The organism is Ruegeria sp. AP11 (genome assembly GCF_056535865.1).
In genome coordinates, this window is sequence record NZ_JBQFJB010000001.1 from 2,439,301 (window position 1) to 2,453,694 (window position 14,394).

Genomic DNA, 14,394 nt, shown 5'->3' on the forward strand with positions numbered 1-14,394 from the left:
CTTAATCAAGGTAAAGCTGCATCAAACGCCAATATTTTGATCGACGTTGCCGACTGTCCACAACTTATTGCTGTTATCCCCAATAAATAGGGTTGCCAGAACTCTGCGTGCGGCGCACCATATCTAGTACAGACAGACTGGGGAAGCCCGGCTTGTAGAGCAGGCAACTAGCGCTGGGGCGCTGCCAGCCCCAAAATGCTAGAGATTAGTGAGGTGGCATTATGGCCCTTTCCGAGCAGTATCTCGAAGAAGACCTTCATCCGATCGACATTGTTGAACATCTTGCCGAACATCACGACTGGGATTTTGACCGGATCGGGGATGATCAGATTGCCATGGCTGTCGAAGGGCAGTGGCGCACATACTCGATCACATTGGCCTGGTCGAACTATGACGAAACGCTGCGCATGGTGTGCTCGTTTGAAATGGAGCCGCCGTCCGAGCGCGAATCGCAGCTTTATGAGTTGCTGAACAAGATGAACGATCAGTGCTGGGCCGGGGCGTTCACCTATTGGGCCAATCAGAAGCTGATGGTTTATCGCTATGGTCTGGTTCTGGCCGGGGGGCAGATGGCCAGCGCCGAACAGATTGACACCATGATCAACGCCGCGGTGCTGAGCGCCGAACGCTATTACCCCGCGATCCAGTTGGTCACCTGGGGCAACCGCGACCCCGAAGAGGCGATGCAAGTCGCCATTGCAGAGGCCTACGGCCGCGCGTAAAGCTTTGCCCCAAACCGGATAAGGGGAGGGGCAATCATGGACATGTCACGCGTCGCCGAGCAGGGGCTGGTGCTTCTGGGATGCGGCAAGATGGGATCTGCCATGCTCGCCGGGTGGCTCGAGCATGGCCTTCCTGCATCTTCGGTCTGGGTCATTGATCCCTATCCCTCGGATTGGCTGAAGGCGCAGGGCGTCAACATCAACACACCGTTGCCCGAAGCGCCCGCCGTGGTTCTGGTCGCGGTCAAGCCGCAGATGATGGGAGAGGCCCTGCCAGCGATCAAAGCGCTTGGCGACGGCAGCAGCCTGTTTATCTCGGTTGCCGCGGGCACCTCGATTGCCACCTTTGAAAAGGTGCTGGGCGAAGCCACCCCGATCGTGCGCGCCATGCCGAACACTCCTGCAGCGATCCGTCAGGGGATCACTGCGCTCATCGGGAATTCCGTCGCGTCAGAGGAAGACGTGGCACTGGCCGAAAACCTGCTCTCGGCCATTGGCGAGACCGTCCGGCTGGAGGACGAAGCGCAAATGGACGCGGTTACCGGCCTCAGCGGTTCGGGCCCGGCCTATGTCTTCCACCTGATCGAAACACTGGCCGCAGCCGGGCAAGCGCAGGGTTTGCCGCATGATCTGGCGATGAAACTGGCCAAATCCACTGTGGCCGGGGCAGGGGCTTTGGCGATGGCGGCCGAGGAAGATCCATCGCAGCTGCGGGTCAATGTCACGTCTCCCAACGGCACCACTCAGGCTGCGCTTGAGGTGTTGATGCACGAAGAACAAGGTTTTCCCGACCTGCTGCACCGCGCGGTCAAAGCCGCAACCGACCGATCCAAGGAGCTGTCTCGTGAGTGAGATTACATTTGACGATTTTCTCAAGGTCGATATTCGCGTCGGAGAAGTCACCCGCGCTGAACCTTACCCCGAGGCCCGCAAGCCCGCGATCAAGATGTGGATAGACTTTGGGGATGAGATTGGCGAGCGTAAGACCTCGGCCCAGATCACCGCGCATTACGATCCTTCGGCTTTGGTGGGTAAACAGGTGATGGCGGTGGTGAATTTCCCGCCGCGCCAGATTGGCAAGTTCATGTCCGAGGTGCTGGTTCTGGGGCTGCCCGATGAACACGGGGAAATCGTTCTGATCGGACCCGATGGTGAAGTTCCCGTTGGCGGACGGATGCACTGATGAAGCTGCTGATTGCCCGCCCCATGACCCCGGCGGTTGAAGCCCGGGCGCGTGCCGAGTTCGACGTGGAAATCCGCAGCGAGACTCTGCCTCTGACAGCGGATGAGATGCACCGCGCACTGACCGAATTCGACGTGGTTGTTCCCACGCTGGGGGATCTCTTTTCGGCACAGGTCTTTGCGCAGGCGCCGTCGCCACGCTGCAAGCTGTTGGCAAATTTCGGTGTCGGCTACAATCATATCGACGTGGCTGCCGCGCGGGCGGCTGGCATCGCGGTCACCAACACGCCCGGCGCGGTGACCGATGCCACTGCCGACATCGCCATGATTCTGCTGCTGTCGACTGCCCGCCGTGCGGGCGAGGGCGAGCGGCTGGTGCGCGCTGCCCAATGGCAGGGCTGGCATCCGACGCAGATGCTGGGTCATCACGTCACCGGCAAGCGTGTTGGCATCGTCGGCATGGGGCGCATCGGGCAGGCGATTGCCCGACGGTGCCATTTCGGTTTCGGCATGAGTGTCGCTTATCAGTCCCGCAGTCCCAAACAGCTGGATTTCCCGGCTGAATACGTGCCCGAACTGGCCACCCTGGCCGCGTCGGTGGATTTCCTTGTCATTGCGGTTCCCGGTGGGGCCGAAACCCGGCATCTGATCAACGCTCAGGTGTTGGAGGCGATGAGCCCCGAGGGCATTCTGGTCAATATCGCACGCGGAGAGGTGGTGGATGAGGCCGCCCTGATCGCGGTACTGCAGGCCTGCCAGATTGCAGGCGCGGGGCTGGATGTCTACGAATTCGAACCTGCCGTTCCGCAAGCTTTGATCGACATGCAGAATGTCACGCTGCTGCCCCATCTGGGCACGGCAACCGAGGAAGTGCGCAGCGATATGGGGCATATGGCGCTGGACAATGTCGCAGCCTTCGTGGCCGGGCGGGACCTGCCCAACCCGGTTTAGGCGCCCACCGCCTCGCGCCAGTGTTTGCGGCAGAGCGAGACATAGGTTTCGTTCCCACCGATCTGGACTTGCGCCCCTTCGGTGATGGTGTTGCCGCTGTCATCCTGACGAATCACCATGGTCGCCTTGCGGCCGCATTTGCAGATGGTGCGAACCTCGCGCATTTCATCGGCCAGCGCCAGCAGGGCGGCGGAACCGGGGAACAGCTTGCCCTGAAAATCCACACGCAGCCCATAGGCCAGCACCGGGACCTTCAGATCATCCACAGCCCGGGCCAGTTGCCAGACCTGATCCTCGGACAGGAACTGTGCTTCGTCGATGAAGACACAGGCAACCGGACCCTGGTTCAGGCGGTTTTCGATCATGGCAAAAACATCATCCTCGGGGCGAAACGTATCAGCCTGTTCCGAGATACCGATCCGCGACGCTATTCGTCCCGCACCGGCGCGCCCGTCAATATGCGCGGTCATAAGATAGGTATCCATGCCGCGCTCGCGGTAATTGTGCGAGGCTTGCAGCAATACGGTCGATTTGCCCGCATTCATGGTGGAATAGTTGAAATAGAGCTTTGCCATGGCGACGGTCTAATTCCCGCACTCTGCCGGGGCAAGCCCATCAATACGCAAATCAAAGTGACGCCGCCGTTGCGGCTGCCGAGGCCGAGCAGATGCTCTTGGGGATGGATAACCCCGCGCCCTCAACAGCGGCGTCGTCGGCCTACATGCGGCCTTAACGAACAAGGCTAATAATGTTGCCTTGCATAAACTCTTTACCGGCACGAACGGCCGCCACTCACTCACAAAATCCCTGCATATCTGAGGGATAGTTAATTTATGGCATTTCAATTTTGACTCGAATATGGGAAATTTCCCTACCCTTTCCCCCGGCAAGGACAGACAGGGGGGCAGGGAGCGCAGGTAACAAGGGTAGCAAAATGGCAGATATCGGGGCCTATCTGAAGAAGCATACCGAGGCATTGGTGAAGGATGTCGGGATCGAAGCCGCGTGTGAGATCACGGGAAAATCCAAGGCGACGCTGGGGCGTTACTATTCCGACAATGCCGAACACTCGGATCGGTTCATGCCAGTCGACGCCGTCGCGCGGCTGGAGAATGCGGCAGCCTATCCGCATGTCACCGCCGCATTGGCGGATTTGAAGAACATCACGCTGTCTTATGATGGACGCAACTCGGAAAGCCCACGCACGGGCGGCGTGAATTCAGACGTCATCGCGCTGAGCCAGCGCTTTGCAATGCTGATGACCGAATATCAGTCGGCGATCGAGGACGGCATCATCACCGTGAACGAGGCCAAGCGCCTGCTGAAAGAAACCAGCATGCTGCAGCAGGTTCTGATCGAGATGAAGCTGCATCTGGAAGAGGAAAGCGTCAGCTAAGAGCGGCGGGATTCGAACCACGCGCCGAGCCGAGCCACATAAGCAGCCCCGCTCAGCCTTGTGATTGGCGCAGTTACATCGCACGCACTATTTCTTGCCGCCGCCTTTGCCGGGCTTGTCGCTGCCGTGACCACCCTTGCCGGGCTTGTCACCACCCTGACCGCCTTTACCGCCACCTTTGCCGGGCTTGTCACCACCCTGACCGCCTTTACCGCCACCTTTGCCGGGTTTGTCACCGCCCGAGCCGCCGTCACCGGGTTTGCCGCCTCCGTCGCCGGGCTTATCACTTCCATCGCCCGGGCCACTTCCGTCACCTGGGCCGCCCCCATCACCCGGCCCATCGTCATTACCGGGATTGTCCCCATCGTTGGGACCACCTCCGCCGGAATTGCCAGTGTTTCCGCTGCCTGATCCGGTGGTGCCGCTTGACGGATCGCTGTTGCGGCTCTCGCCTGAACTTGCGTTTGAAATCGATGCAGTCGGCAAGTCGGTCAGAAGATTGGCCAGTCCGGCACATTGCGTCGAAGTGTTCTGCAGAATGGATTCAAAATCAGACCGTTTCTGCAGATAGGAAACGAAACCGGGCGTCACCTTCGAACATCCGCATAACGTATCATAATCTGCTGTATTCGCTGACGCCCGCGCCGTATTGACGGTACAGATTTGCGGTTCGGCCAACGCGGCTCCAGTCGCCATGAACCCAAAGAACGGCGCGGCGACAAGTGCGGCCATTCCAACTCGTGAATTGCGTTGCATAACAGGGTGCTCCTTCGGCTACATCACATGAATGCACGGGGCATCCTGTGGTGATGTGGGGCCTGCAGATAAAGGAGCGGTTGTGCCTGCCTGAAGAATTCTTAAGGCGGTCGGGGCCGTATCAGCCGTGTCGCTTGACGATCACCGAGCCCACCGAATACCCCGCGCCAAAGGAACAGATCAGCCCGACATCGCCGTCGCTCAGATCATCCGAATGCTTGGAAAAGGCAATAATCGACCCGGCCGAGGATGTATTGGCATAGTCTTGCAGAATGTTGGGTTGTTCGCCCGGTTCCGGTTCGCGGCCCAGAACTTTTTTGCCGATGAAATCATTCATCGTCTTGTTGGCCTGATGCAGCCAGAGCCGTTTCAGGTCATCGCTGTTGATACCCTCGGCCTCCATATGGTCGCTGATATGCTTGCTGACCATCGGCAGGACTTCTTTGAACACCTTACGGCCGTTCTGCATGAACTGCATATCGCGGCGGTCAACGACTCCATCCGGCCGTGACCGGCGCAGGAAGCCGTTATTATTGCGAATGTTGTTGGAAAAGGACGTGGCGCAACGGGTCGAGACGATCTCGAAATGCGGGCCTTTGGCGTCGTCCAGACGTTCGATCAGCGTCGCGGTGGCCACGTCTCCAAAGATGAAGTGACAATCCCGGTCGCGCCATTCCAGATGGCCCGAGCAGATCTCGGGGTTCACCACCAGCGCCGCCCGGACCGAGCCCGAGCGCACCATGTCCGCAGCCGCCTGAATGCCGAAAGTGGCCGAAGAACAGGCCACGTTCATGTCAAACCCGAACCCATCAATCCCCAAAGCCTGTTGAATTTCGATGGCAACCGCCGGATAGGCCCGTTCGTGGTTCGACGCCGCGCAGATCACCAGATCGACATCCTCGGCGCCCCGTCCAGCCTGCGCCAGCGCTTTGCGGCAGGCATCCACCGCCATCTCGGTCATGATCCCCGGCTCGTCGTCACTGCGTTGGCGCAGCGAAGGGTGCATGATCTCGGGGTTCAGCACACCGGTCTTGTCCATCACATACCGGTTCTCGATCCCCGACGCCTTGACGATGAACTCTTCCGAAGAATGCTGCATCGGTTCCATCTCACCTGCTGCAATCGCTTCGGCATTCTCGGCGTTCATCCGGTCGACATAGGCGTTGAATGCTTCGACCAGTTCAGCATTAGTGATGACGTTCTCGGGCGTATAGACACCGGTTCCGGTGATGGCAGGGGTGTACATGGCGGGTCCTGAGTTCATGATCTGCACAAAATGCAGCCCCTGCTGGCTTTGATCAAGATGTGTTGACCCAAGGGAATGTGTCGGTGGCCGCTTCAAAACTTGAATAGTTCATAATTCGAAGTATATTCCGCCGCGACTCGGACGGAACACCACAATGTCAGATGACATCAGCACGCGATTGGGACGCCTAAGCCCTGAGATTCAGGCGATGATGGGGGTCTATGCGCTTTACTGGAAACTGGAAGAAAGCTTTGACTGCATCGAAACAGACCTGAGCCATCAGGAATGTCACATGCTGATCAAGCTGGATGCGCCCAAACGTATGGGGGTGCTGGCCGCAGATATGCTGACTGTGCCGTCCACGATCACGGCAACCGCTGATGCGCTTGAAAATGCCGGGCACCTGACCCGACAACGCGACCCCGAAGATCGCCGCGCCTGGCTTTTGGTCCTGACCGAACAAGGCGAAGAGGCGCGCAATATGCTGGTGGCCGTGGCCGGAGAGCTGTTTCACAGTGCATCTGGCCTGAATACCGAAGAAACCGCTGAATTCGCCCGTCTGGCGCGTAAAATCCGCGACAACATTCTGAAAACCGGAATTCCCGAGGGACTGAAGAAATGAAACTCCTGACCTCTGTTTGCCTTGTTCTGGCCATTCTGACCGCCCCCGCCGTTGCGCAAGAGCCGGCCAAGCCCGTGAAGCTGATGCAGGTCAGCGAGACCTCGCCCGGTTTTTCGCGCCAGTTCTTTGGCCGTATTGCCGCGCGCCAGACTGTTGATCTCGCGTTTCAGGTCGCCGGTCAAATCGTCGAGATGCCTGTGGCCGAAGGCTTTGTGATCCCGAAGGGAGAACTGATTGCCCGCCTCGATCAGGAGCCATTCGAGTTACAGCTTGACCGCACGCGGCTGCAAAAAGATCAGGCGGATCGCACCCTTGCCCGCCTGTCGCGCCTACGTGGAACGGCGGCCAGCCAGGTGGCCGTTGACGACGCCGAAACTGCCGCGCAACTGGCCGCGATTGCAGTGCGGGATGCAGAATATGAGATGGAACATGCGACGCTGACCGCACCGTTCGATGCGCTGGTTTCAAGTCGCGCGGTTGAGGCGTTTACCACGGTTTCCGCGGGCACACCTATCGTTCGGATCCACGATATGTCCGAGCTGCGGATCGAGGTCGATGTGCCTGAAATTCTGTTTCAGCGCTCGGGGCAGCAGGATGACATAACGATCACCGCCAAGTTCCCGGTCAGCGATGAGATCTTTCCGCTGGAGATACGAGAGTTCGACGCCGAATCCTCAAGCGTGGGTCAGACCTTCCGCATTCAGTTCGGCCTGACACCGCCCGAGGGGCTGCAGATCTTGCCGGGTTCCTCCGTAACGGTCACGGTTCAGGTGCAGGACGAACGCACCGGCATCATAATTCCGCCGACGGCTGTCGTTGCTGACGCCAGCGGGGCGCTGGGCGTGCTGGTCTTCTCTCCGGCTGGGGCCGACGAAGGCACCGTCCGCCGGGTTCCCGTAACGATTGAACCTACGCAAAGCGGCGATGTGCGTGTGCTCACCGGTCTGACGGATGGCGATGAAATCGTTGTGGCTGGCGGGGGCGCACTGAGTGACGGCCAGACCGTCCGCCGCTTTGTCGGTTTCTCGAACTGAGGGCGGATTCATGAGCATCGCACGCGCTTCGATCGACCGGCCGCTCTATACGTGGCTGTTCATTCTGATCGCCCTGTTCGGCGGCATCTGGGGCTTCCTGTCTCTGGGCCGCCTTGAAGACCCGGCCTTTACAATCAAACAGGCGGTTATCGCGACCCAATATCCCGGCGCGACCGCCGAGCAGGTGGCGTTGGAGGTGTCCGAGCCACTGGAATCCGCCATTCAGCAGATGGGCGAAGTGGATGTCATCACCTCGGTCAACCAGCCGGGACAGTCGCTGATCGAGGTTGAGATCAAATCCACCTATGACGGCAGCGAGTTGCCCGACATCTGGACCCGTCTGCGCGCCAGGGTGCGCGATGCGGCACGCGGTTTGCCTTCGGGCGTGGGTGTGCCATATGTGAATGACGGGTTCGGGGATGTGTTCGGCCTGTTTTACGCGGTTACGGCAGACGGGTTTTCAGACGCCGAGAAACACGAGCTGGCCACCTTCCTGCGCCGCGAATTGCTGACGGTCAGCGGCGTCGCCGATGTCGAGGTTCAGGGTCTGCCGGACGAGGCAATTTTCATCGAACCCGACCTGTCGATCTCGGTCAATCAGAACGTGCCCTTACAGGCGATCAACGAAGCCATCGCAAATGCGGATTCGGTCAACGCCTCGGGCTCGTTGCGGTCCGCAGGTGACCGGACCACGATCTTGACGGCAGAAGGATCGGACAGTGTTTCGGCCATCGCCGGACTGTCGGTCGGGTCGCAGGGGCAGGTGATCAACCTCTTTGATATGTCCGACGTCTACCGCGGGCGGCAAAACGATCCCGATATCATGATCCGGTTCAACGGGACCGAGGCCTTCACATTGGGCATCGCCGGGCTTGCCACGGAAAACATTGTCGAGGTCGGTCAACGCGCGGATGCCAAGCTGGCCGAGCTGGATTCCGAAATCCCCTTTGGCGTCGAAATCCTGCCGATCTATCAGCAGCATGTGGTTGTCGATGAGGCCTCGAACGCCTTCCTGTTGAATCTGGCCATGTCGGTGAGCATTGTTGTCGCCGTTCTGGGCATCTTCATGGGCTGGCGCGCAGCCATTGTCGTGGGCACGACCCTGCTGCTGACCGTCGTTGGGACGCTGCTCTTCATGTCGATGTTCTCGATTGAAATGGAGCGGATTTCGCTGGGCGCCCTGATCATCGCCATGGGGATGCTGGTCGACAACGCCATCGTGGTGGCCGAGGGAATGCAGATTTCGATGCTGCGTGGCAAATCCTCGCGCGATGCTGCCGAAGAGGTCGCGTCGAAAACGCAAATCCCGCTGCTTGGGGCGACAGTGATCGGGATCATGGCGTTCGCCGGAATCGGCCTTAGCCCCGATGCCACCGGAGAATTCCTGTTCTCGCTATTCGCCGTGATCGGTATTTCGCTGCTGCTGAGCTGGGTTCTGGCAATCACCGTCACACCGCTGCTGGGGCACTATTTCTTCAAACAGGGTAAAGAGGGTGAGATTGATGCCTATGGCGGCATCCTGTTCCGCGTCTATGGCGCGATCCTGAACTGGGCGCTGCGGTTCCGCTGGCTGGTGGTCGCCGGGTTGATCGGAATCACGGTCGCCTGTTTCGCGGGCTTCGGGCTGATGAAACAGCAATTCTTCCCCAACTCGAACACACCGCTGTTCTTCGTGCACTACAAGCTGCCGCAAGGCACTCCGATTGCCCGCACCGCCGAAGACATGACCGTGTTCGAGGATTGGCTGGCGCAGCGTGATGATGTTGTCTCGGTCGCCACATTCGTGGGGCAGGGGGCGACGCGATTCATGCTAACCTATGCGGCCGAAAAGCCGAACCCAAGCTATGGCCACATGATCATCCGCACCGAAACGCTTGACGATATCCCGGCATTGCAGGCCGATCTCGAAGCGTTCGGCTCAGCCCAATTTCCCGAAGGGGAGTTCCGCACCAAACGGCTGATTTTTGGTCCGGGCGGCGGCGACCCGATTCAGGCCCGGTTCTCGGGCAGTGATCCGATTGTATTGCGCCAACTGGCCGAAGAAGCCGTGCAGCGCATGTCAGCGGCCTCTCCGAACGCGCTGCATGTGCATCACGACTGGCGCGAACAGGAACTGGCCGTCCAGCCGATCTATGCCACCGAACGGGCCCAGACAGCAGGGGTGACGCGCGAGGATATCGCGGCCACGCTGCAATTCTCGACCGATGGCATCACGGGGGGCGTTCTGCGTGAACGCGACCGCCAGATTCCGATCATTCTGCGCCGTCCGGCGGATGGAGAGTATTCAATCGTCGATCAGGTAGTCTATTCCGATCAATCGGGACGGTTCGTTCCCATCGAGCAGATGGTGGATGGGTTCGAATACAAGGCGCTCAACACGCTGGTCCACAGGCGTGACCGGGTGCTGACTATTACGGTTGGTGCCGACATCCCGCCCGAGATGACCGCCGCGCAGGTTCATTCCGAAGTGCGTGGTGCCATTGAAGCGATGGAATTGCCCATCGGTTACAGAATGGAATGGGGCGGTGAGTTCGAGGATTCGGGCGACGCGCAGGCCAGCCTCGGGCGGCAATTGCCCCTGAGCCTGTTGATCATGGTGCTGATCTCGGTGCTGCTGTTCAACGCGATCCGGCAACCTGTCATCATCTGGCTGCTGGTCCCGATGTCCGTCAACGGTGTGGTCATCGGTCTGCTTGGGACGGGCCTTCCGTTCACCTTTACGGCGCTGTTGGGGCTGCTGAGCCTTTCGGGCATGCTGATCAAGAACGGCATCGTGCTGGTCGAAGAGATCGATCTGGTCCGTGCCACCGGCAAAGCCCTGCGTCCCGCGATTGTCGAGGCATCCGTATCGCGTCTGCGTCCGGTGATGCTGGCCGCGATCACGACCATTCTGGGGATGGCGCCGCTGCTGACGGACGCGTTTTTCGTGTCGATGGCAGTGACGATCATGGGTGGTCTGGCCTTTGCCACTATCCTGACCATGGTCGCCGCGCCGGTGTTTTATCTGCTGTTTTTTTCACGGGAAGAACGGTGGAAACCAGCACCGCAACCCGTAGTCTAAACGAAACGAGCCCCGGCGTCGTGCCGGGGCTTTTTTGTGTGAAACGTCCGGTCAGCCCTGCAGGGACTTCACCTCGACATCCCCTTCGGCCTGCGCCTTGATCGCCAGCGCGGCGGCGTGGCTGGCGGCGGCGGTGGTGAAATAGGGGATCTTGTCATACAGCGCGATCGAGCGGATAGACTTGCTGTCCTCGACCGCCTGCGCGCCTTCGGTGGTGTTCATCAACAGCTGAACCTGACCGTCTTTCAGCATATCCACAACGTCGGGGCGGCCTTCATAGACCTTGTTCACCACGTCGCACGGGACGCCCTGATCGGACAGCCAGCTTTGAGTGCCGCGTGTGGCGACCAGGGTAAAGCCCTGATCAACCAGAACCTGCGCGGCCTCCAGCATCGCGGCGGTTTTGTCCGCGTCCTTGATCGAGATGAAGGCACGACCCGAAGACGGCAGCACCATCCCAGCCCCCATCTGCGCCTTGAGGAAGGCGCGCGGGAAGTCGCGGTCCCAGCCCATGACCTCGCCGGTTGAGCGCATTTCCGGGCCCAGAATGGTGTCGACGCCGGGGAAGCGGGCGAAGGGCAGCACCGCCTCTTTCACCGAGAACCACGGCATGTCGGGGTCGGCCAGCGTCATCTGGTCGGCGATTTTGGTGTCATCGACAGTTTTGTAAGGGGGGCGTTTCGGGAAGTTCTCCAGTTTCTCACCGGCCATTACGCGCGCAGCGATAGAGGCGATCGCGCTGTCTGTGGCTTTGGCCACGAAGGGCACGGTGCGGCTGGCGCGCGGATTGACCTCGATCAGATAAATCTCGTCATCCTTGATGGCGAACTGCACGTTCATCAGGCCCACAACGTTCAACGCTTTGGCCAGTTTGAACGCCTGATCCTTGATCTGGTCAATGATCTCTTTCGACAGCGAATAGGGTGGCAGCGAACAGGCCGAGTCGCCCGAGTGTACGCCGGCCTCTTCGATATGCTGCATGATACCTGCAACATGCACGTCGGTGCCATCGCACAGTGCATCCACGTCCAGCTCGACCGCACCGGCCAGATAGCTGTCCAGCAGAACGGGGCTGTCGCCCGAGACCACCACGGCCTCGTTGATGTACCGCCGCAGCTGGTCCATATCGCGCACGATTTCCATCGCGCGGCCACCCAGAACGTAAGAGGGGCGGATCACCAGCGGGAAACCGATTTCCTCGGCAATCTCCAGCGCCTGTTCGTCAGTCGAGGCAATGCCGTTCTTGGGCTGTTTCAGGCCCAACTCGTTGACCAGCGCCTGGAACCGTTCCCGGTCTTCGGCCAGATCGATGGCGTCCGGCGTGGTCCCCAGGATCGGAATGCCCTCGGCCTCCAGCGCGTTGGCCAGTTTCAACGGCGTCTGGCCACCGAACTGTACGATGACGCCGTACAGGGTGCCGTTTTCCTGTTCCTTCGTCAGGATTTCCATGACGTGTTCAAAAGTCAGCGGCTCGAAATACAGACGGTCCGAGGTGTCATAGTCGGTTGAAACCGTCTCGGGGTTGCAGTTGACCATGATGGTTTCATAGCCCGCGTCGGTCAGCGCGAAACAGGCGTGACAGCAGCAATAGTCGAACTCGATGCCCTGACCGATCCGGTTCGGGCCACCGCCTAGGATGACGACCTTCTTGCGGTCGCTCGGGCGTGCCTCGCACTCGACCTCACCCATCATCGGAGCTTCGTAGGTCGAATACATATAAGGCGTCTGCGCCTCGAACTCGGCGGCGCAGGTGTCGATGCGCTTGAACACCGCGTTGACGCCCAGATTGCGGCGGGCGCGGCGGACATTGTCTTCGTCACGGCCGGTCAGGTTGCCCAGACGCGCGTCGGTGAAGCCCAGCATCTTCAGCTTGCGGATGCCTTCCTCGGTCACTGGCAGCCCATCCTTGCGCACTACGCGCTCGGTCTCGATGATCTCGCGGATGCGGGCGAGGAACCATGGGTCAAACTTGGTGACGCCAAAGATTTCATCGTCGGTCAGACCATGACGCATGGCTTGCGCGATGGTGCGCAGGCGGTCGGGGGTCTGCTGGCTGATCGCCTTGATCACGGCGGCCTTGTCGTCGGCCTCTTCCCAGACACCCACATTCAGACCGGGGATTTCGACCTCATCAAAACCGGTCAGACCCGATTCCATCGAGGCCAATGCCTTTTGCATAGATTCGTGGATGGTGCGACCGATGGACATGGCCTCACCCACCGATTTCATCGCGGTGGTCAGGTACGGTTCGGAACCGGGGAATTTCTCGAAGGCGAATTTCGGGATCTTGGTGACGACATAGTCGATGGTCGGCTCGAAGCTGGCGGGCGTGACCTTGGTGATGTCGTTGTCCAACTCGTCCAGCGTATAGCCTACGGCCAGTTTCGCGGCGATCTTGGCAATCGGGAAACCGGTTGCCTTGGACGCCAGCGCCGAAGACCGCGATACACGCGGGTTCATCTCGATCACAACCATACGACCATCATCGGGGTTGATTGCCCACTGCACGTTCGAGCCACCGGTTTCCACGCCGATCTCACGCAGAACGGCGATCGAGCCGTTGCGCATGATCTGGTATTCCTTGTCGGTCAGCGTCAGCGCCGGGGCCACGGTGATCGAGTCACCCGTGTGCACACCCATTGGATCGACGTTTTCAATGGAGCAGACGATGATGGCGTTGTCGGCGGTGTCGCGCACCACCTCCATCTCGTATTCTTTCCAGCCCAGCAGGCTTTCATCGACGAGGATTTGGTTAACGGGCGAGGCATCCATGCCCGAGCGGCAGAAATGGATGTAATCCTCGCGGTTATAGGCCACACCGCCACCGGTGCCGCCCAAGGTAAAGGCCGGGCGGATGATGGCGGGCAGGCCGATCTCTTCCAACTCGTCCAGGGCCATCTGCACACCCGCATCCAGATCGGTGGACCCGTCTTCGCGCTTGGGTGCGGTCACGATGGTGGCCTTGGGGTTTTCCAGCCCCAGCCGATCCATCGCTTCGCGGAACAGAGCGCGGTCTTCAGCCATTTCGATGGCGTCACGCTTGGCGCCGATCATCTCGACCCCAAACTTGTCCAGCACGCCCATTTCTTCCAGCGCCAGCGAGGTGTTCAGCCCGGTCTGCCCACCCATGGTGGGCAGCAGGGCGTCGGGGCGCTCTTTCTCGATGATCTTGGCGACGACCTCGGGGGTGATCGGCTCGATATAGGTGGCATCGGCCAGACCGGGGTCGGTCATGATGGTCGCGGGGTTCGAGTTCACCAGAATGACCCGGTAGCCTTCCTCGCGCAGCGCCTTGCAGGCCTGTGCGCCGGAATAGTCGAACTCGCAGGCCTGACCGATAACAATGGGGCCCGCCCCGATGATCATGATCGACTGGATGTCGGTTCTTCTCGGCATTGGCCTTGTTCCTTCGATTGTCCGCGAG

General features: G+C 59.9%; 12 protein-coding genes. 8 read left to right on the plus strand and 4 right to left on the minus strand.

The window, feature by feature from the left end:
- Positions 1–221: 221 nt before the first annotated feature.
- The 4 genes from ACR3E4_RS12235 to ACR3E4_RS12250 are packed head-to-tail and all read left to right on the plus strand — an operon-like array spanning position 222 to position 2,855.
- Positions 222–722 (plus strand): type III secretion system chaperone family protein, encoded by a 501-nt coding sequence (locus tag ACR3E4_RS12235; RefSeq protein WP_480530359.1) that lies wholly within the window; start codon positions 222–224, stop codon positions 720–722.
- A 36-nt stretch (positions 723–758) separates the two neighbouring features.
- Positions 759–1,574 (plus strand): pyrroline-5-carboxylate reductase, encoded by an 816-nt coding sequence (proC, locus tag ACR3E4_RS12240; protein ID WP_480530357.1) that lies wholly within the window; start codon positions 759–761, stop codon positions 1,572–1,574.
- Positions 1,567–1,905 carry a tRNA-binding protein gene (locus tag ACR3E4_RS12245; RefSeq protein WP_480530355.1) on the plus strand — a complete coding sequence of 113 codons (339 nt, stop codon included), beginning with the start codon at positions 1,567–1,569 and terminating at the stop codon, positions 1,903–1,905. The genes proC and ACR3E4_RS12245 overlap by 8 nt, the downstream gene beginning before the upstream one ends.
- The gene (locus tag ACR3E4_RS12250) at positions 1,905–2,855 is read left to right on the plus strand and encodes a 2-hydroxyacid dehydrogenase (RefSeq protein ID WP_480530353.1); all 951 of its coding nucleotides are present in this window, start codon (positions 1,905–1,907) and stop codon (positions 2,853–2,855) included. Before ACR3E4_RS12245 ends, ACR3E4_RS12250 begins: the two co-directional genes overlap by 1 nt.
- On the opposite strand, the gene ACR3E4_RS12255 is transcribed toward ACR3E4_RS12250, so the two are convergent.
- Positions 2,852–3,430, minus strand: a complete 579-nt coding sequence (locus ACR3E4_RS12255; RefSeq protein ID WP_480530351.1) for a thymidine kinase — start codon at positions 3,428–3,430, stop codon at positions 2,852–2,854. The two genes, ACR3E4_RS12250 and ACR3E4_RS12255, sit on opposite strands and share 4 nt — an antisense overlap.
- Positions 3,431–3,789: 359 nt before the next feature.
- Here ACR3E4_RS12255 and ACR3E4_RS12260 point away from each other — a divergent pair, with 359 nt between their 5' ends.
- Complete coding sequence (locus tag ACR3E4_RS12260; RefSeq protein WP_480530349.1) at positions 3,790–4,251, plus strand: hypothetical protein; 462 nt, start codon at positions 3,790–3,792, stop codon at positions 4,249–4,251.
- 87 nt (positions 4,252–4,338) lie between these two features.
- On the opposite strand, the gene ACR3E4_RS12265 is transcribed toward ACR3E4_RS12260, so the two are convergent.
- The gene (locus ACR3E4_RS12265; RefSeq protein ID WP_480530347.1) at positions 4,339–4,983 is read right to left on the minus strand and encodes a hypothetical protein; all 645 of its coding nucleotides are present in this window, start codon (positions 4,981–4,983) and stop codon (positions 4,339–4,341) included.
- Between the two features lie 145 nt (positions 4,984–5,128).
- Positions 5,129–6,253, minus strand: coding sequence for a beta-ketoacyl-ACP synthase III (locus ACR3E4_RS12270; protein ID WP_480530345.1), 1,125 nt, complete (start codon positions 6,251–6,253; stop codon positions 5,129–5,131).
- Positions 6,254–6,407: 154 nt separating this feature from the next.
- Between ACR3E4_RS12270 and ACR3E4_RS12275 the strand changes: the two genes are divergently transcribed.
- From ACR3E4_RS12275 to ACR3E4_RS12285, 3 genes are read left to right on the plus strand one after another with little or no spacing between them, the layout of a single operon-like run.
- Positions 6,408–6,875: a MarR family winged helix-turn-helix transcriptional regulator gene (locus ACR3E4_RS12275; protein WP_480530343.1), complete on the plus strand. Its 468-nt coding sequence runs from the start codon at positions 6,408–6,410 to the stop codon at positions 6,873–6,875.
- Entirely contained in the window at positions 6,872–7,909 is a 1,038-nt protein-coding gene (locus tag ACR3E4_RS12280) for an efflux RND transporter periplasmic adaptor subunit (protein ID WP_480530341.1), read from the plus strand. Before ACR3E4_RS12275 ends, ACR3E4_RS12280 begins: the two co-directional genes overlap by 4 nt.
- A 10-nt stretch (positions 7,910–7,919) precedes the next feature.
- A complete protein-coding gene (locus ACR3E4_RS12285) occupies positions 7,920–10,970 on the plus strand; it encodes an efflux RND transporter permease subunit (protein WP_480530339.1) in 3,051 nt (1,016 codons plus the stop codon).
- A 51-nt stretch (positions 10,971–11,021) separates the two neighbouring features.
- Here ACR3E4_RS12285 and carB read toward each other — a convergent pair whose 3' ends face one another.
- Positions 11,022–14,366, minus strand: a complete 3,345-nt coding sequence (carB, locus tag ACR3E4_RS12290; RefSeq protein ID WP_480530337.1) for a carbamoyl-phosphate synthase large subunit — start codon at positions 14,364–14,366, stop codon at positions 11,022–11,024.
- Positions 14,367–14,394: the final 28 nt, after the last annotated feature.

Excerpts from the sequence above, each read along its gene's own strand:
- ACR3E4_RS12280 (WP_480530341.1), top strand. The coding sequence starts at position 6,872 with ATGAAACTCCTGACCTCTGTTTGCCTTGTTCTGGCCATTCTGACCGCC.
- carB (WP_480530337.1), bottom strand. The coding sequence starts at position 14,366 with ATGCCGAGAAGAACCGACATCCAGTCGATCATGATCATCGGGGCGGGC.
- ACR3E4_RS12275 (WP_480530343.1), top strand. The coding sequence starts at position 6,408 with ATGTCAGATGACATCAGCACGCGATTGGGACGCCTAAGCCCTGAGATT.
- ACR3E4_RS12265 (WP_480530347.1), bottom strand. The coding sequence starts at position 4,983 with ATGGCCGCACTTGTCGCCGCGCCGTTCTTTGGGTTCATGGCGACTGGA.
- ACR3E4_RS12235 (WP_480530359.1), top strand. The coding sequence starts at position 222 with ATGGCCCTTTCCGAGCAGTATCTCGAAGAAGACCTTCATCCGATCGAC.
- proC (WP_480530357.1), top strand. The coding sequence starts at position 759 with ATGGACATGTCACGCGTCGCCGAGCAGGGGCTGGTGCTTCTGGGATGC.
- ACR3E4_RS12250 (WP_480530353.1), top strand. The coding sequence starts at position 1,905 with ATGAAGCTGCTGATTGCCCGCCCCATGACCCCGGCGGTTGAAGCCCGG.
- ACR3E4_RS12260 (WP_480530349.1), top strand. The coding sequence starts at position 3,790 with ATGGCAGATATCGGGGCCTATCTGAAGAAGCATACCGAGGCATTGGTG.
- ACR3E4_RS12285 (WP_480530339.1), top strand. The coding sequence starts at position 7,920 with ATGAGCATCGCACGCGCTTCGATCGACCGGCCGCTCTATACGTGGCTG.
- ACR3E4_RS12270 (WP_480530345.1), bottom strand. The coding sequence starts at position 6,253 with ATGTACACCCCTGCCATCACCGGAACCGGTGTCTATACGCCCGAGAAC.
- ACR3E4_RS12255 (WP_480530351.1), bottom strand. The coding sequence starts at position 3,430 with ATGGCAAAGCTCTATTTCAACTATTCCACCATGAATGCGGGCAAATCG.